The 17024-nt window shown below is 66.0% G+C and carries 16 protein-coding genes; 14 read left to right on the top strand and 2 right to left on the bottom strand.

Annotation, left to right across the window (positions count from 1 at the left end):
- Positions 1 to 359: 359 nt before the first annotated feature.
- Positions 360 to 1388, bottom strand: coding sequence for a lipid A deacylase LpxR family protein (locus tag B2527_RS14280; RefSeq protein ID WP_414717099.1), 1029 nt, complete (start codon positions 1386 to 1388; stop codon positions 360 to 362).
- Positions 1389 to 1713: 325 nt separating this feature from the next.
- Here B2527_RS14280 and B2527_RS14275 point away from each other — a divergent pair, with 325 nt between their 5' ends.
- The 14 genes from B2527_RS14275 to folK all read left to right on the top strand — a co-directional run bounded on the left by B2527_RS14275 (position 1714) and on the right by folK (position 16171).
- Positions 1714 to 1869, top strand: a complete 156-nt coding sequence (locus B2527_RS14275) for a hypothetical protein (RefSeq protein WP_293714601.1) — start codon at positions 1714 to 1716, stop codon at positions 1867 to 1869.
- A 12-nt stretch (positions 1870 to 1881) separates the two neighbouring features.
- Positions 1882 to 2892, top strand: coding sequence for a CsgG/HfaB family protein (locus B2527_RS14270; RefSeq protein ID WP_293714600.1), 1011 nt, complete (start codon positions 1882 to 1884; stop codon positions 2890 to 2892).
- A 261-nt stretch (positions 2893 to 3153) separates the two neighbouring features.
- Positions 3154 to 4131: a CsgG/HfaB family protein gene (locus tag B2527_RS14265; RefSeq protein ID WP_293714598.1), complete on the top strand. Its 978-nt coding sequence runs from the start codon at positions 3154 to 3156 to the stop codon at positions 4129 to 4131.
- Between the two features lie 301 nt (positions 4132 to 4432).
- On the top strand, positions 4433 to 4711 hold the full coding sequence (locus tag B2527_RS14260) for a DUF493 family protein (RefSeq protein WP_293714596.1): 279 nt from the start codon (positions 4433 to 4435) through the stop codon (positions 4709 to 4711).
- Positions 4699 to 5406 carry a lipoyl(octanoyl) transferase LipB gene (gene lipB, locus B2527_RS14255; RefSeq protein WP_293714594.1) on the top strand — a complete coding sequence of 236 codons (708 nt, stop codon included), beginning with the start codon at positions 4699 to 4701 and terminating at the stop codon, positions 5404 to 5406. Before B2527_RS14260 ends, lipB begins: the two co-directional genes overlap by 13 nt.
- A gap of 16 nt (positions 5407 to 5422) precedes the next feature.
- The gene (lipA, locus tag B2527_RS14250) at positions 5423 to 6433 is read left to right on the top strand and encodes a lipoyl synthase (RefSeq protein ID WP_293714592.1); all 1011 of its coding nucleotides are present in this window, start codon (positions 5423 to 5425) and stop codon (positions 6431 to 6433) included.
- A gap of 207 nt (positions 6434 to 6640) precedes the next feature.
- Positions 6641 to 8815, top strand: a complete 2175-nt coding sequence (locus B2527_RS14245) for a carboxy terminal-processing peptidase (protein ID WP_293714590.1) — start codon at positions 6641 to 6643, stop codon at positions 8813 to 8815.
- A gap of 95 nt (positions 8816 to 8910) precedes the next feature.
- Positions 8911 to 9462 (top strand): DUF2242 domain-containing protein, encoded by a 552-nt coding sequence (locus B2527_RS14240; RefSeq protein WP_293714588.1) that lies wholly within the window; start codon positions 8911 to 8913, stop codon positions 9460 to 9462.
- 38 nt (positions 9463 to 9500) lie between these two features.
- The gene (locus B2527_RS14235) at positions 9501 to 10739 is read left to right on the top strand and encodes a hypothetical protein (protein ID WP_293714586.1); all 1239 of its coding nucleotides are present in this window, start codon (positions 9501 to 9503) and stop codon (positions 10737 to 10739) included.
- Positions 10730 to 11641: a phosphogluconate dehydrogenase (NAD(+)-dependent, decarboxylating) gene (gnd, locus tag B2527_RS14230; protein ID WP_293714584.1), complete on the top strand. Its 912-nt coding sequence runs from the start codon at positions 10730 to 10732 to the stop codon at positions 11639 to 11641. The genes B2527_RS14235 and gnd overlap by 10 nt, the downstream gene beginning before the upstream one ends.
- 170 nt (positions 11642 to 11811) lie before the next feature.
- Positions 11812 to 13626: an ATP-binding protein gene (locus tag B2527_RS14225; RefSeq protein WP_293714582.1), complete on the top strand. Its 1815-nt coding sequence runs from the start codon at positions 11812 to 11814 to the stop codon at positions 13624 to 13626.
- A complete protein-coding gene (locus B2527_RS14220) occupies positions 13623 to 14063 on the top strand; it encodes a response regulator (RefSeq protein ID WP_293714580.1) in 441 nt (146 codons plus the stop codon). The genes B2527_RS14225 and B2527_RS14220 overlap by 4 nt, the downstream gene beginning before the upstream one ends.
- Before the next feature lie 4 nt (positions 14064 to 14067).
- Positions 14068 to 15588: a response regulator gene (locus tag B2527_RS14215; protein ID WP_293714579.1), complete on the top strand. Its 1521-nt coding sequence runs from the start codon at positions 14068 to 14070 to the stop codon at positions 15586 to 15588.
- A 94-nt stretch (positions 15589 to 15682) separates the two neighbouring features.
- Positions 15683 to 16171, top strand: a complete 489-nt coding sequence (gene folK, locus B2527_RS14210; RefSeq protein WP_293714578.1) for a 2-amino-4-hydroxy-6-hydroxymethyldihydropteridine diphosphokinase — start codon at positions 15683 to 15685, stop codon at positions 16169 to 16171.
- Positions 16172 to 16253: 82 nt separating this feature from the next.
- On the opposite strand, the gene B2527_RS14205 is transcribed toward folK, so the two are convergent.
- Positions 16254 to 16991 carry a pteridine reductase gene (locus B2527_RS14205; protein WP_293714576.1) on the bottom strand — a complete coding sequence of 246 codons (738 nt, stop codon included), beginning with the start codon at positions 16989 to 16991 and terminating at the stop codon, positions 16254 to 16256.
- Positions 16992 to 17024: the final 33 nt, after the last annotated feature.

The following is a 17024-nucleotide window of genomic DNA, read 5'->3' as shown; positions in this document are numbered from 1 at the left end:
AGCCAAAGCCGAAGCCGAAGCCGAAGCCGAAGCCGAAGCCGAAGCCAAAGCCGACGCCAAAGCCGACGCCGAAGCCGACGCCGAAGCCGAAGCCGAAGCCGAAGCCGTGGAGTAGAAGTGCTGTCCCCCCAACCCCTCTCCCGCACGCGGGAGAGGGGTTGGTTCGCTCGTGGTTGATACGTCTTGGCTGCCGTCCTGCATGCAGTTGCAGGATGTAGTGCCCTGGCAGGACCAGTGCACCGGCCGCCGACGCATTGCAAGCCCCTCTCCCGCCTGCGGGAGAGGGGTTGGGGTGAGGGCGCTCTTGCGCTTTTCTCTTTCTACAAGGCGTAGTAACTGGGCTGCGCCAGCAGCTGCAATCAAAGCGTACGGCTGACGGTGAAGCTGCCGAACACCGGGGTTTCCTTCTGTCCGTCGAACTCGCGCGTGCGGTGGTAGCGGGCAAGGGCGAATTTCCATTTGCCGCGCATCACCGCAACGCCATAACCGATGTCGCCGACCAGGGCGCGCTTGTCGACACTGTGGCTGTTGCGGAAGGTGTTGCCGTCCAGGGTGATGTCACGCAGCACCCAGCGGGCATCGCTGGTGACGAATACATGACTGGACCAGCCCTCGCTGCGGCCACGGCGCGTTGGCGCGGTGTTCTCGCCTGCTGGCCGCATCGGCGAGCTGCCGAAGTCGTCCGGCAGCTTCCAGCCGAAACGGACCTCGCCGCCGGCATTGGCATAGGTGGCCAGGTTGCCGATGGCACCGCCCCAATGACTGATCGCGTCCCAACCCCAGCCGCTGGCATTGCCCTCGGCGGGCCAGCGCTGCATGCGTTCGTGCAGCAGTTTGAAAACCGGTTCGTCGTGCAGCTGGTTGTTCCAGCCCATGAATTTCTCGTCACCCAGTACGCTATGCACCGCATCCTGTACCTGTTTGCCCTGGGCCGAGGGGCCGATCATGCCCAGCGCCAGCTGGGTGGTACGCAGACGGTTGTCATTGCGCGCGTTGTAACCGAAGTTGACCATCAACACCGCCGCATAGGGGCGGTCGTCCTCGATCAGGTCGCGGCGGGTGTTGTCGGTGGGCGTATACAGCCCCTGGCCGAAACTGAAGATCATGTTCTGCTGTTCGAACTCACCGGGGTGCAGGCGTTCCAGGTGACGATTGGTCCAGCGGGCCAGACGCGGCAGGCAGGGGTCGCCGGTGAAGTCGTGCAGGTTGGGCGAGACCAGGGTGAACATGGCGCCGTTGGTATAGCCCTGGTCCTGTTTGTGACCGCCCAACAGGTCATTGTCGACACGGAAGTTGATTGCCGGCGGGTGATCCTTCAACGCGCTCTGCGGGCACTGCTCCGTGGCAATGGCCGTCTGTGCGAGGACTGCGGTGCCGACCAGCAGCATGTACGCGCCCAACCGGGTTTTCATGTGCGCTCCTTCCTTATGCCATTCAAATGCTGCGCAAAGCTTAGAGGCAGCTCTGGCCGGGATATATCGCTACAAAGCGGACAGTTTGTTGTGGTGCGCGGGGTGGTTCTTCACCGCAGTTGGCTGGCAATGCAGTCATAAGAGTTGCAGGTTGATGAGTTTGTACGGCTGCGCGGCTGCAGGGCTGCAGATAACCTGCGTATTCATGGTAGTGATTATGGCGTGAAATAAGCGCCGTTTATTTCGTTCACCAACCAGGAACCAGATCGCTACCAGCACGGAAGCGTTACAGGGGGAAAACATGATCCATCCGAACTCACGGCCCGCGCTGTGGGCCGCGGCGGTATTGGCTGCTGCTGCATTGGCCTACGCCGGACCCAGCCACGCATTCATCAATCTGACCAATCTTCTTGGCAATAAATGCGGCAACAATGCCGGCTCGTTGCGCATCGTCTAGCCTGATGACGGTATGGGTGCGTGGGCCAGTTACGGTCTGCCGGCACCGACCCGCATGCTGGGAGTGATGGTCAATGAGTCCAGGTGTTTCACTGTGCTGGACCGGGGCGTGGGTTTCGCCGCTGCGCAGGCCGAGCGTGATCTTGCTCTCGATGGTCACCTGCAGGCAGGCCAGAACCTGGGCGGCGGGCAGATGTGGGGCGCCGACTATGTACTGATCCCGGACATTGTTTCGCAGAATGCCAATGCCGGTGGCATGAATATCGGTGGCGGCGCCTCTACACCGCAGAAGCGTGGCTTGATGGCTGGTGTCCTCAATGTCGCCACGCCGGGTGTGTCGGGCAAGTTGTCCACCCAGAAGCAGACCGCCGAAGTGGTGTTGACGCTGGTGGACGTGCGTACCCCCGAGCAGCTGATCAGCGTGGGTGGCGAAGCCAAGATCACCGACAAGGCCTGGGCTGCGGCGGTGGCGGCTTCCAACGTGCAGGGCAGTGCGCGGGTAAACGCAGGCAGTTGGGAGAACACCGAGATCGGTCAGGTGATCAAGGAGGCCTACGAAGAGGCGCTCTCCCGCATGGTCTCCCAGATCAATCGCAAACGTGGCGAAATCCAGACCCAGCCGGCGCCGCAGGCGGTGTTTGCCGGTGCTGCCCCGGTGCCGATGGCAGCGCCGCAGCCGGTGGTCCCGGCGGCTGTGCCTGCGGTGGCGCCGCTGGCCGTGGCAGCGCCGGTGGTAACGGAGGCCGATGCGTCGGCATACGAGCCGGCACCGATGCCTGCAGTGGCAGCGCCGCAGGCGCTGGCGGCAGCAGGTGCGGCGCAGCTTGCCCGCGCCGGCACCCTGGTGCTGCGGCGCATGGCGCGGCTGCTGACCGGTGCCAGCAACCAGTCCGAGGCCATCGCCGAGCTGAAGACCGGCATGTTGTTGTTCCCCACCGGCACCATCGAGGGCAGCATGCTTGAGGTGGAGGATGAAACGGGCAACAAGGGCTGGGTCCCCGCAGCCGCCGTCGAATCGGCATAAAAAGGGGGCGGATCGCCGTCTCAATGGGACGGCGATCTGGTTTTAAGGTTTCAGCTGAGGTCGTCGTAGGTATTCCCCGTATGTGACATAGGGATTTCCCTCACAAAAACCTGAAGATTCCTTGGGGCCATGTGCGGTAGCATGCACAGTGGACCGGCCCGCGCTTTGCCTGCTCGGTGTCATCGTGGACAGGATTGCCGCCAGGTCTCTAGCCAATGGAACGCACCTCGGAAGGTGCAGGTAATGGGGATAAACCTAGATATGCGCACTATCTTTTCGCCGCTGTCCGCAGCGGCTCTCACGGTGGCTATTGCCGCAATCACGGCCAGCGCGCCGGCGCACGCCGCGTTCAAGAACCGTGGCACCCAGGCACAGGAACAACGCAAGGAAGCTGCCGCGCAGATCCCGGTCTGCCAGCGTCCAATCGGCACTTTGTCGGTGATCGAGCCGGAAGACGCCACGCATTGGTGGACGGGCCAGCAGCTGCCGGCGCCGTCGCGGCTGATCAAGGCCTTCGTCAACCGCTCGCGCTGCTTCACTCTCGTTGACCGTGGCGCCGGCATGGCAGCAGGCCAGTTCGAGCGTGAACTGGCTGCCAGCGGCGACCTGCGTGGTCGCTCCAACGTTGGCAAGGGCCAGATCCGTGCCGCCGACTACGTGATGATCCCGGACCTTATTTCGCAGAACAGCAATGCCGGTGGCAATGCTCTGGGCGGGCTGCTGGGTGGCCTGATCGGCGGTCGCGCCGGTGCAGTGGTGGGTGGCCTGAACTTCACCAGCAAGACGGCCGACGTGGTGTTGACCGTCACCGACGTGCGCTCCTCCGAGCAGGTAGCCATTTCCGAAGGGTCGGCGCGCAAGAGCGACATGGGCTTCGGCGCCAGTGCCGGCCTGTTTGGCGGTAGCGGCCTGGGGGCTGCCGGTGTCGGCGGTTACGCCAATACCGAGATCGGCCAGGTGATCACCATGGCCTACCTGCAGGCCTACACCGACATCATCGCCCAGTTGGGTGGCCTGCCGGACAACGCTTCGGCCGCCAACGCCCAGCAGGCCGTGACTGTCACCCGTGCCGGCCGCCTGCTGGCCAATGCCCGCGGCACCGGTGCGCCCGTGCGCAGCCTGGACCCGGGCATGATGCTGTACCCCACCGGCACCAAGGAAGGCGTGATGTGGGAAGTGGAAGATGAACTGGGCAACCGTGGCTGGGTCTCCTCGACTCTGCTGGAACTGTCCAAGTAAGCCGGGATTCATCCCGCCGAAGGGCCGCGCAAGCGGCCCTTCTCGTTTGTAGCGTGGTGCCGGGCCGGGCCGGCGCGGCAGGGCTTGCCCGATTGCCAGATAGTGCCGAGCCGCGCTCGGCGGGGGGGGCTCGCCGGATTGCCAGGCAGTGCCAAGCCATGCTCGGCAGGGGCTTGCCCGGGATCCTTCTGCCGAGCATGGCTCGGCACTACCCGTGTCGAGAGCAGGGCCTGCGCTGATGGAAGGCTGTGGATCGGCCATGGCCTTGGGTTTGCGGGCTTCCGCCCCGATAATGGCGGGCATGGAAATCAAGTCCGACAACCCTGAACACGGCTTCCAGTTCCCCGGTACCTTTGAGCTCAGCGCCATGGGCGCGGCCAATATCGGGCTGGAACGCGAACTGCCGCAGCTGTTGCAGAGCGCCGGCGTGGAAGTGCTCAACGAGCGCATCGCCTGGAAGCATTCCTCCAATGGCAAATACGTCTCGGTGCGCATCGCCTTCAAGGCCGAAAACCGCGAGCAGTACGATGCCGCCCATGCGGCGCTGCGCGACCACCCGGAAGTGAAGTGGACGCTGTAAACAGCTGCGAGGCAAAGGCCGCGACCGCGCGCGCTACGCCGCGCCCGGCGCTGCTGCGTGACCTTGGCCGGCAGGGCTATGAGCCGGTATGGCACGCCATGCAGCAGTTCACCGATGCCCGCACCGATACCAGCACCGACGAGCTGTGGGTGGTCGAGCACGACCCGGTGTTCACCCTGGGCCAGGCCGGCAAGGACGAGCATGTGCTGGCGCCAGGCGACATCCCGGTGCTGCATGTGGACCGTGGCGGTCAGGTGACCTACCACGGCCCCGGCCAGATCGTGGTCTACCCGCTGCTGGACCTGCGCCGGCTCGGCATCGGCGTGCGCGACTACGTGTGTCGTATCGAACAGGCCATCATCGACACCCTGGACGAATGGAACATCGGGGCCGAACGCCTGGACGGCGCGCCCGGTGTCTATGTGGGCGGGGCCAAGATCGCCGCGCTCGGCATCCGCGTGCGCCGTGGCTGCAGTTTCCACGGGCTGGCGTTCAACGTGTCGCTGGACCTGGAGCCTTTCCACCGCATCAACCCCTGCGGCTACGCCGGGATGCAGGTGACCTCGGTGCTAGACTTGGGCGGTCCTTCGGGCATCGAAGCGGTCAAGTCGGTGCTGCTGTCCCATCTGGCCCAGCAGTTCGGCCTGGCCTTGCAGCCGACGCCCGAACTGCCCGATCTGACTACGCGGCTCTGAGACCGCTGATAACGCCATGACTGAATCCACCACGCGCTCCATTCCCCTGCAGGTCCTGCAGGGCGACGCCCCGTCCGCGCCGCTGCAGGCCGGTGTCAAACAGCTCGGCGGTGACAAGATCAACCGCTCGCCGGTGCAGTTCGCCGATGCGCCGGTGCTGCGCAAGCCCTCGTGGATCCGCGTGCGCATTCCCTCGGGCAATGCCGTGGCCAACCTCAAGGCCAAGCTGCGTGAGAACCGCCTGGTCACCGTGTGCGAGGAGGCCAGCTGCCCGAACATCCACGAATGCTTCGGCCATGGCACCGCCACCTTCATGATCCTGGGCGAGGTCTGCACCCGCCGCTGCTCGTTCTGCGACGTGGCCCACGGCCGGCCCAAGCCGCCGGACGCCAACGAGCCGGCCAGCCTGGGCCAGACCGTGGCCGACATGGGCCTGAAGTACGTGGTGGTGACCAGCGTCGACCGCGATGACCTGCGCGACGGCGGTGCCCAGCACTTCGTCGATTGCATCACCGCCATCCGCGAAAAGTCGCCGGGCACCCGCATCGAGGTGCTGACCCCGGACTTCCGCGGCAAGGGCCGCATGGAGCGCGCCCTGGAAATCCTGGCGCAGAACCCGCCAGACGTGTTCAACCACAACATCGAGACCGTGCCGGACCTGTACCGCAACGTACGCCCGGGCGCGGACTACCAGTGGTCGCTGACCCTGTTGAAGAACTTCAAGGCACAGCACCCGAACGTGCCGACCAAGTCCGGCATCATGCTCGGCCTGGGCGAAACCTTCGAGCAGGTGCAGGCCACCCTGCGTGACCTGCGCGCGCACGATGTGGAAATGGTGACCATTGGCCAGTACCTGCAGCCGACCGCCCATCACCACCCGGTGCTGCGTTACTGGACGCCGGAGGAATACAAGGCGTTCGAGGATTACGGCTACGAACTGGGCTTCACCCACGTTGCCTCCGGCCCGATGGTGCGTTCGTCCTACCATGCCGACCAGCAGGCGGCCGGTGCCGGCGTCGCTGTCTGACCCCGGCCTTTCATGCACGCCCCGGGCTTGCTCCGGTGGCGTGCCCGCGGCGGCGGCCGCAGCCCTGCATGGGCGATTCACACTCTGCTACAGCACTGCGGCTAGTCTGGCCGTGGGCCGGATGACAATTGCCGAAACTTTCGGCACTGTCGGCATGTCTGACCTGCCCGCAGTCTTCCCCCAACGTTCGGTGCCACGAGTACTTTGATGAACTACCGAGTTCCCGCTTTTCTGCTGGCCTTCGCGCTGACCGTGCCGACCGCGCTGCTGGCGCGTGCCGACGCCCCGACGCTGGGCTCCGGACCCACGGTTGACCAAGCCACGGCCTCCAAGCTGGTGTACGGGGTGCTGTCCGACAGCCGCTATGCCTACCGGCCGCGGCCGCTGGACGCGGCCACCTCGGCCGATGTCTTCAAGCGCTACCTGGAGTCGCTGGACGGCGGCAAGCAGTTCTTCACCAAGGCCGACGTCGACGGCTTCGCGCCGCTGGCCGCACGCACGGGCGATGCAATCCGCTCCGGTGAGCTGGATCCTGCCTTCCAGGTGTTCGCGGTGTACCGCCAGCGCGTGACCGAGCGCATCAACTACGCGCGCGGCCTGCTGCGCCAGGAGCCGGACTTCACCCGCGAAGAGCGTTTCGAGTACGACCGCAAGGACGTGCCGTGGGGTACCAATGCCGAGCTGGACGAACTGTGGCGCAAGTCGGTCAAGAACGATTGGCTGCGGCTGAAGCTGGCTGGCAAGTCGGCCGCCGACATCCGCAAGACCCTGGACAAGCGTTACGAGACCCAGCTCAAGGGCATCAACGAGTGGAAGAACGAGGACGTGTTCTCGATCTACCTCAATGCCTACACCCGGGCGGTGGATCCGCACACCGACTACTTCACCCCACGCACCGCGGAGAACTTCAACCAGGCCATGTCGCTGTCGCTGGAGGGCATTGGTGCCCAGCTGCAGCGCCAGGACGACGTGGTGGTGATCCGCGAAGTGGTGCCCGGTGGCCCGCTGGCGCTGGATGGCACGCTCAAGGCCGGTGACCGCATCGTCGGTGTCGGCCAGGGCCGCTCCGGCCCGGTCGAGGACGTGATCGGCTGGCGCATCGACGACGTAGTGGCCAAGATCCGCGGTGCCAAGGACACCCAGGTGCGCCTGGAATACATCCCGGCCGCCGAAGGTGTGGATGGCAAACACCGCATGGTGACCCTGACCCGGCAGAAGATCCGCCTGTCCGAGCAGGCTGCCAAGGGTGAGACGATGACCATCCCTGCGGCCGCCGGCGTGCCCGAGCGCCGTATCGGCGTGGTCAAGCTGCCGACCTTCTACCAGGATTTCGAAGGCCGCCGCCGCAATGCCGCCGACTATGCCTCGGCCACCCGCGACGTGGCCAAGCTGCTCGCCGGCTTCAAGGCCGACAAGCTCGACGGCGTGGTGCTGGACCTGCGCAACAACGGTGGCGGATCGCTGGACGAAGCCATTGAACTGACCGGCCTGTTCATCGAACAGGGCCCGGTGGTGCAGGTGCGCGAGTCCGGCGGCCGTGTCACCGTCAACAGTGACCGCAACCCGGCAGTGGCCTGGGATGGCCCGCTGGCGGTGCTGATCAACCGTGGTTCGGCCTCGGCCTCGGAAATTTTTGCCGGTGCCATCCAGGACTATGGTCGCGGCCTGGTGATCGGTGAAACCACCTTCGGCAAGGGCACCGTGCAGAACGTGGTGCCGCTGGACCGCTGGCCGGCCAGCGAGAAGGAGCGCTTTGGCCAGGTCAAGCTGACCATCGCCCAGTTCTTCCGTGTCAGTGGCTCCAGTACCCAGCACAAGGGCGTGGTGCCGGACCTGGCCTTCCCGGCCAGCGTCGATGCCAGCGAGTTCGGTGAAAGCACCTATGACAATGCCTTGCCGTGGACCCGTATCGCCGCTGTGCCGCATACCCAGTACGGCAACTTCGCGCCGATCGTGCCGCGCCTGGACGGCCTGCACAGCCAGCGCATCCGCAACGACCGCGAGTTCCAGTGGTGGGAGGAAGACGTGCAGCAGTTCCGCACCGAGGCCGCCAAGAAGTACGTGTCGCTCAACGAGGCCGAACGCCGCGCCGAGCGCGACAAGCAGGAAAACCAGCGCAAGCAGCGCCAGCAGATCCGCAAGGAGCTGGGCCTGCCGCTGGATCCGCTGGCCGAGGACAGCAGCGACGACGGCCTGACCGGCAACGAGCGCGACATCGTCAAGGATGCCGCACGCGAGAAGGCCGCCGAAAAGCGCCCGGACCCGCTGCTGCGTGAATCGGCCGCCATCCTGGCCGATGCGGTCAACCTGCTGGAAAAGGACCGTCCGCTGTCGGCACAGGTATTGCCGCAGTCCACCGCACCCGGACGCTGGGCTGACTGAGCCGCGGCCAAACACGCGGTGGCAGGGCCCGACGCCGTCAATGTCCCATGACGTTGGCGGCGTTATGCTGAGGGCCTTCTCCACTGGGAGTGCCCATGCGCAGTCTTCGCCCGCATGTGCCGGCCGCGCTGGCCCTGCTGATGCTGGCCGGTTGTGGCGGCAAGCCCGCCAACAGCACCTTGCTGCGTGAGTCCTTCGACTCCGGCGACACCTACACCCGCAATATCGACAGCACCCCGGCGCAGGCCTGCGAGGCCGCCCGTCGCGCGCTGCTGGGGCAGGGCTATGCCATTGCCCGCGCCGATGCCGGCAATGTGGAGGCCAACAAGAATTTCCAGCCCAAGGACGAGGTGCACGAGCAGTTGGTGCTGCGGGTTTCCTGTGCCCCCCGCGCCGACGGCAAGGCGCAGGTGTTTGTCAGTGCGGTGCAGGATCGCTATGCCTTGAAGAAGTCACCGACCTCGGCCAGTGTCGGGGTGGGTGCGCTGGGCTCGGTGTCGCTGCCGTTTGGCAGCAATGACGATTCATTGGTGCGGGTGGCCAGCAGTACGGTGCAGGATGCGCAGTTCTATCGCAACTTCTTCCAGCGCCTGCAGCAGTATGTGAGCGAACTAGCGCCAACCGCAGGCGTGGATGGCACGCAGTGAGGCAGCCGCGGCGCGTGCGGGCAACGGTAGGTCGCGGTATGTCCTGGTTGTGCGCGGTGCTTGGCCTGCAGGTGGGCAGTGCGGTTGCCGGCTGCAATGTCGAGTTGCTGCGTGAGCTGGGTTGGCAGGTGCAGGTGAGCGATGCCGCGCAGGCCGAGGTGAGCGCCGGTACGCCCTGCCAACGGGGCAGCCTGGCCCAGGCACACGCGCAGGGTGAGCTGCAGCTGTGGTTTTCCGCTGCCCAGGACGATGCACAGCGCGAGCAGCTGGCGGCCGGTTTGCTGCAGCAGCCTGCCAGCCGGTGCGCATTCGCCTTCAAGCTGGGGGCGGCGGCACGCCAGGCCAGCGCTCGATTGCAGGACAACCCCGGCTATCGCTTTTCCGCCTTGCAGTTGGGCTGGATCGGCTTTGGCGCGCGCGGCGCGAAGCACCAGGGCTGGCAGCGCTTTCGTAGTTTCGGCCGGGGCTATGTGCCGGTGGCAGGCAATGCACGGGCACTGGAAGCGTTCTACTCGGGGCGGGTGCGCAGTGAGTGTGGGGTGGGCAGGCAGGTAGCACAGCTGGCCACCTTGCGTGAGCTGTTTGGCGATGCTGCCTTCGATACCGCGTTCACTCCCGGCGAGCTGTCCATCGGCACCTTCCTCACCCTGCACGGCACCCAAAGCATCCTGCTGGGCAGCAGCGCCGGTGATCTCTTTGCCGATGGCAAGGCGGTGCGCACTGCGGCGATGGGCCGGCAGGCGTTCATGGGCGTGCCGGGTTTCATCGTGCATGTGTTCGACCGGAAGTACCTGGACGACATCAACAACCAGGCCGAGAACTTCATCATCACCGATATCAGCGATGCGGCCGCGCAGGCCCTGGCGCAGCACGGTGGGCTGGCCTGGTACGACGCGCAGAACCGAAGGATCTGGGAGCTGGCGCGGCAATTGCCAGCACAGGGCCGGCGGGGCTTCGAGCGGCTGCTGTTCGAGCATGATCCGAGCTTGCGCCAGGCATTGCCGGCGCCGCAACGCGCGTTGGTGGCGCAGATCGACAGCCTTTTGTCCGATCCGGTCTACCAGCAGGTGATGATCTATGTGCACCGCAAGGGGGTGAGGCCGCTGGGCTACCACGTGGTACGGCTGCTGGACCGCAATCCACGCACGCCGTTTGCCATTGACCTGGCCCTGCACAACCTGCACACCACCATTTACCAGCGCTGGCTTGGCAGTCGCCTGCAGGCCTGCGCGGCTGCTACCGCTTCCACCATCAAACGAGGTGAACCATGGAACTAGGGATGATCGGGCTGGGCCGCATGGGGGCCAACATGGCCCAACGGCTGCATCAAGGCGGGGTGGATGTCACCGGTTATGACCCGGGCGAGCAGGCGCGCGCGCAACTGCAGGCGCAGGGCATCGCTGCCGTGGCTGAGCTGGAGGCGCTGGTGCAGGCCCTGCCGGCGCCGCGCGTGCTGTGGCTGATGGTGCCGTCCAAGGTGGTCGATGCCAGCCTGGACAGCCTGTTGCCGCTGCTGTCGGCTGGCGACGTGGTGGTGGATGGCGGCAACTCCTGGTACCGGCAGTCGCAGCAACGCGCCGCGCGTTGCGCCGAGCAGGGCGTGGGTTTTGTTGATTGCGGCACCAGCGGTGGCGTATGGGGTCTGCAGGAAGGCTATTGCCTGATGATCGGTGGTGAGCAGGCCACCGTGCAGCGGCTGGCACCGTTGTTCCAGGCGCTGGCACCGGCGGCAGACCGCGGTTGGGCGCATGTGGGCCCGGTCGGCGCGGGGCACTTCAGCAAGATGGTCCACAACGGCATCGAGTACGGAATGATGCAGGCCTATGCCGAAGGCTTCGCGCTGATGGCAAAGAAGTCCGAGTTCGAACTGGACCTTGCACAGGTGGCCGAGGTGTGGCGGCACGGCAGCGTGGTGCGTTCGTGGCTGTTGGACCTCAGTGCCGATGCACTGCAGCGCAACCCGGCGCTGGACGGCATCGCACCGTACGTGGAGGACTCCGGCGAGGGCCGCTGGACCGTGGCCGAGGCCATCGAGCTGGATGTGCCGGCACCGGTGATCACCCTGTCGCTGCTCGAACGCCTGCGCTCGCGCGAGGACAACTCGTTCACCGACCGCATGTTGGCGGCCATGCGCAATGAATTCGGTGGGCATGCGATCAAGCGCAGCGAGGGCGGCTGAGATTGTCAGCGGGTTTCCCCGCGTAGTGCCACAGGCGTGGCATTGGCGACTGCATTCATGCAATCCTTGGCCGATGGGTCAGCACTGCTGACCATCCGCGCGGTGGCGTCAGGGTGTGCCGCCGCGGACCGGCCGGCCGCTGCGCTGGGCAAGCCTGTGAAGGGGAAACGATGACATCACGATTCAGCGATGAGGATTGGAGCCGCTGGCGCCTGATGGGACTGGGCCTGGCGGCGCTGCTGATCATCATCGTGCCGGCGATCATGCTGCGGCACCTGGCGCGTGAGAGCGTCAATGCCGCCAACTGGGTGGCACATACCCAGGCCGTGGGCGCGCGCCTGTACAACCTGCAGGCTGATATCCGTGACGTCGAGTCGGCGGCCCTCACCTTGTCCAAGGGCATCGATTCGCAGGCGCTGCAGCAGCGCCTGCGCCAGGCCGACCGGGTCTCGGTGAACCTGCATGAGCTGTCCAAGCTGGTCAACGACAGCCCCGAGCAGCTGGTACGCATCGGCAAGATGGAGTTGATGCTTGAGCGGCGCATGGCGCTGGCCAAGGAGATCGCCGCCAGCACGGATTCTCCGCGCCAGCGCGAGCTGATCGAGGAGATGACCTTCCAGTTCCCGATCCGCGAACTGGTGGGGGAACTGCAGCAGCACGAAGAGCAATTGCTGGTCGAGCGCGTGCTGCGCGCCAAGCGCCAGCAGCAGCAGGCCTCGGTGGTGACCTGGTCGGCGCTGGTGGTGCAGCTGCTGTTGCTGGCGCTGGTGCTGTGGTTGCTGCAACGGCAGATCGGCAGCCGCGCCGAGGCCGAGAAGCGCCTGAGCAAGGCCAGTGCCCGCGCCAACGCGGTGCTGCAGACGGTGCGTGAGCCGATCGTGCTGCTGGACGGCAAACTGCGCATCGTGCTGCACAACACTGCCTTTGCCGAGTTGTATGGGGCCGATGAGCAGGACAACAACCTGCGCCCGTTGCAGGACATCGGCGAGGGCGCCTGGGACGACCCGCTGATCGGGCAACGGCTTGCCGACGTCCTGCTGCGCGGCCGTGAGCTGTGGGACTTCGAGCACCAGCAGCGCGGCGTGGATGGCCTGGTACGGACCATGCTGATCAACGCCAGGCGCATGTCGCTGCCGGACGTGGATGACGAAGTGGTGCTGATGACGGTCAGCGACATCACTTTGCAGCGTGCGGTGCAGGTGCGGGTGGAGGAGCTCAACCGGCAGTTGGAAGGCAAGGTGGAGCAGATGGCAGACGTCAACCGTGAGCTGGAGGCATTCAGCTACTCGGTTTCGCATGACCTGCGCGCGCCGCTGCGGCATGTGGCCGGCTTCTCCGACAAGCTGAGCCGGCACCTGGGCGAGGCGGCTGACGACAAGACCAAGCACTACCTGCAGGTGATCAGCAGTTCGGCGCAGCGCATGGCCGCGCTGATCGATGACCTGCTGGTGTACTCTCGGTTGGGGCGCGGTGCCATGCGCCTGCAGCCGGTGGACATGCAGTCGATGGTGGCCGATACCCGCGCGCTGCTGGATTCCAACCTGAAGGCAGAAGCTGCCGACGGTGCCGTGCGCGAGGTGGAATGGCATATCGGCAACCTGCCAACCGTGGTTGCCGACGAGAACATGATGCGGCAGGTGTGGCTGAACCTGCTGGGCAATGCGGTCAAGTACACCGGCGGCCGCGACAAGGCGGTGATCGAGGTCAGCGCTCGCCAGTTGCCCGACGGCAGCCAGCAGTTCACCGTGGCCGACAACGGCGCCGGCTTTGACATGCAGTACGCCTCCAAATTGTTCGGTGTGTTCCAGCGCCTGCACAAGGCCTCGGAGTACGCCGGTACCGGCATCGGCCTGGCCAGCGTGCGGCGCGTGCTGACCCGCCACGGCGGCCGCATCTGGGCCGATGCCCAGATCGACAAGGGCGCCACTTTCAGCTTCATCATTCCCACTTCCACCGACGCGTCCTACAAGGAACCCCTGGCATGAGCCCCCTACGTACCATCCTGCTGGCCGAAGACAGCGCCGCCGACGCCGAAATGGCCATCGATGCCTTGCGGGACGCGCGCCTGGCCAACCCCATCGTGCATGTCGAGGACGGCGTGGAAGCACTGGATTTCCTGTTGCGCCGCGGCAGTTTCGCGCAGCGTGAGGAAGGTTTGCCGGCGGTGCTGCTGCTGGATATCAAGATGCCGCGCATGGACGGGCTGGAAGTGCTGCAGCGCATCCGTGCCGAGGAGGAGCTCAAGCGCCTGCCGGTGGTGATCCTGTCCTCCTCGCGCGAGGAAAGCGACCTGGCCCGCAGCTGGGACCTGGGGGTGAACGCCTATGTGGTCAAGCCGGTGGACATTGACCAGTTCTTCACGGCGGTCAAAACCATTGGTACCTTCTGGGCCGTGATCAACCAGGCTCCGGACGCCGAGTAAGCCAATGCCGAACAAGGGTGCACCTTTGGGCCCCGTGCGCATCCTGCTGGTGGAGGATTCGCCGGAAGACGCCGAACTGCTGAGTGACCAGCTGCTGGAGGCCGGCCTGCAGGCCGGCTTCGAGCGGGTGGACAGCGAGGTGGCGCTGCGCCGGGTGCTGGCCGACTGGACGCCGGACATCGTGCTGTCGGACCTGAGCATGCCCGGGTTTTCGGGCTATCAGGCGCTGCAGATCCTGCGCGAGCTGCACCCGCGGGTGCCTTTCATCTTCGTCTCCGGCACGATGGGTGAGGAGACGGCGGTGGAAGCCCTGCACAAGGGCGCCAACGACTACATCATCAAGCACCAGACGGTGCGCCTGCCGTCGGCAGTGGCGCGCGCCATCCGTGAATCGCGCAGCGAGGTCGAGCGGCAGCGGGTCGAGGATGAACTGATGCGCGCCCAGCGGCTGGAAAGCCTGGCTCTGCTGGCGGCCGGCCTCAGCCATGACCTGCGCAACATCCTGCAGCCGCTGCTGATCGTGCCGGACCTGATCCGCGACCGCAGCGACGACCCCAAGATCATCCGCCTGGCCGATGTCATCGCCGAGTGCGGGCGGCGCGGCCATGAGATGGTCGAGTCGATGCTGTCCTTCGTGCGTGGCTCGCGCCAGCCCAGTGAGCGCATCGTGCTGCAGCGCCTGTTCCAGGCGGTGGGCATGCTGCTCAAGAGCAGCCTGCCGCGCAATGTCGACCTGCAACTGGAAGTTGCCGATGACCGCATGGCGATCGAGGCCAACTACACCGAGCTGCAGCAGGTGCTGCTGAACCTGGCGCTCAATGCCATCCAGGCCATGCCCGATGGCGGCCGCCTGAGCCTGGTGGCCGACCGTGCCGGCAGCGAGTCGGGTGGGCAGGTCCGTATCCGTGTCAGCGACCAGGGCGTGGGCATGGACCAGGCAACCCTGGACCGCCTGTTCAGCCCGTTCTTCACCACCAAGGCCAATGGCACCGGTCTGGGCCTGGTGTCCTGCCACCGTATCGTCGACAGCATTGGTGGGCAGATCAAGGTGAGCAGCACGCTGGGCGAGGGCACCTGCTTCGACCTGCTGCTGCCGCTGCAGGATGCCGCCCTTGGTGAAGGCGAGGACGAGCAACCGCTGGTACGCCCGGGGCGGGGTGAACGCCTGCTGGTGGTCGATGACGAGGCCACGCGCCTGTCCCTGCTGGGCAATGCGCTGTCCAGCCAGGGCTACCGCATGCGCCTGGCCAGCGATGGTGCGGTGGCCATGCGCCACCTGCAGGAGGCCGGGCTGCCGGACGTGGTGCTGGTGGACAGTGGCATTCCGCTGTTGTCGGCGGGGCAGTTGCTGGCCGAGATGCAGGCCATGGGCTATCGCGGCCCGGCGATCGTGCTGGAGGACAGCCATGCCCCGGCCTTTGCCGATGGCCAGACGCCGGCAGGCATCAGTGTGCATGTGCTGCCCAAGCCACTGGAGATGCAGCGGGTGTTCCGCGCGGTGGCCGATGCACTGGGTGTGGACTGACCGGCCTGCCGGATTCATCATGTGCGCCCCCTCCCACGATGCAGCGTCCTGAACACCCCGTGGGGTGGGCGCGGCCTGCGGACAAGCCGATCCCATGACCACCGTGCTTCTGAGCCTGGGCAGCAACCTTGAACCCCGGCGTTACCTGCAGGCGGCCGTCGCCGTGCTGCGCCAGCGTTTTGGTGAGATCCGCGTATCGCCCGCCTACCTGACCCCGGCCGTGGGGTTCGAAGGCCCGGACTTCCTCAACAATGCGGTGCAGCTGGAAACCGACATGCCGTTGCTGGAGCTCAACGACTGGCTGCACGCTGTGGAAGACGCGCATGGCCGCGACCGTTCCGGCCCGCGTTTCAGCGACCGTACCCTGGATATCGACGTGGTCTATTACGGCGACCTGGTGATGGAAGGGCCCAAGCACCTGCGTATTCCGCGCCCCGAGCTCAAGCATGCCTTCGTGCTCAAGCCGCTGGCCGATATCGCCCCGGCGTTCATCGACCCGGTGCAGCAGCGCAGCCTGGCACAGCTGTGGCGGGATCACCCGCAGTACGGCCAGGCCTTCGAAACCGTCGACCTCGCCCCGTAGGCGCGGCGCGAGCGCCACGCCATGGGTATCCGGGCGGGCAGCAAACCCGGAGGATGATTGCCGCCGCGCCTGCGGCGGCGGATCAGGTCAGGGTGCGGCCGCCGTCCAGGCGCAGCACCTGGCCGGTGAGATACCCGGCATCGTCCAGCAGCCAGCGCACCGCCGCGGCGATCTCGTGCGGGGTGCCCAGGCGTGCCATCGGCGTGCGTTCCATCAGCTTCTGCTTGGCCGCCTCGCTCTTGCCCTGCTCCGGCCACAGGATGGCGCCGGGCGCCACCGCGTTGACCCGCACATGCGGGGCCATCTCCAGCGCCAGCGAGCGGGTCACCATCTCCAGCGCGGCCTTGGCCGAGCTGTACACCGGGTGCTCGCGCAGCGGCTGGGTGGCATGCAGGTCGGTCAGGTTGACGATGGCACCACGCTGACGCACCAGATGCGGGGCCGCAGCCTGGGCCAGGAACAGTGGCGCACGCGCATTCACCGCGAACAGATCGTCCCATTGTTCGGGGGTGATCTGGCCCAGCGGGGTGGGGTAGAAGTTGGAGGCGTTGTTCACCAGCGCGTCCAGGCGGCCGAAATGGCTGACCACCTGTTCCACCATGTCGGGCAGCTCGGACAGGTCGCGCAGGTCGGCCTGTACCGCCAGCACGCTGCCGGCGCGCTCGCTTTCCAGGTCGAAAGCCAGCGACTGCAGCTCTTCCAGCGACTGGTTGGCATGCACGGCGACGCGGTAGCCATGGGCATGCAGGTGGCGGGCAATGCCGGCGCCGATGCGGCGCGCGCTGCCGGTGACCAAGGCCACCTTTTGGGTTTCTGTCATCTGCGGTTTCCTCACTCGGCTATCCTGTGCATT

The organism is Stenotrophomonas sp. UBA7606 (genome assembly GCF_002477705.1).
In the GTDB taxonomy this organism is placed as follows: Bacteria; Pseudomonadota; Gammaproteobacteria; order Xanthomonadales; family Xanthomonadaceae; genus Stenotrophomonas.
Note: the sequence above shows the minus strand (reverse complement) of the source record. Positions and strands in the feature narration are given on the sequence as shown.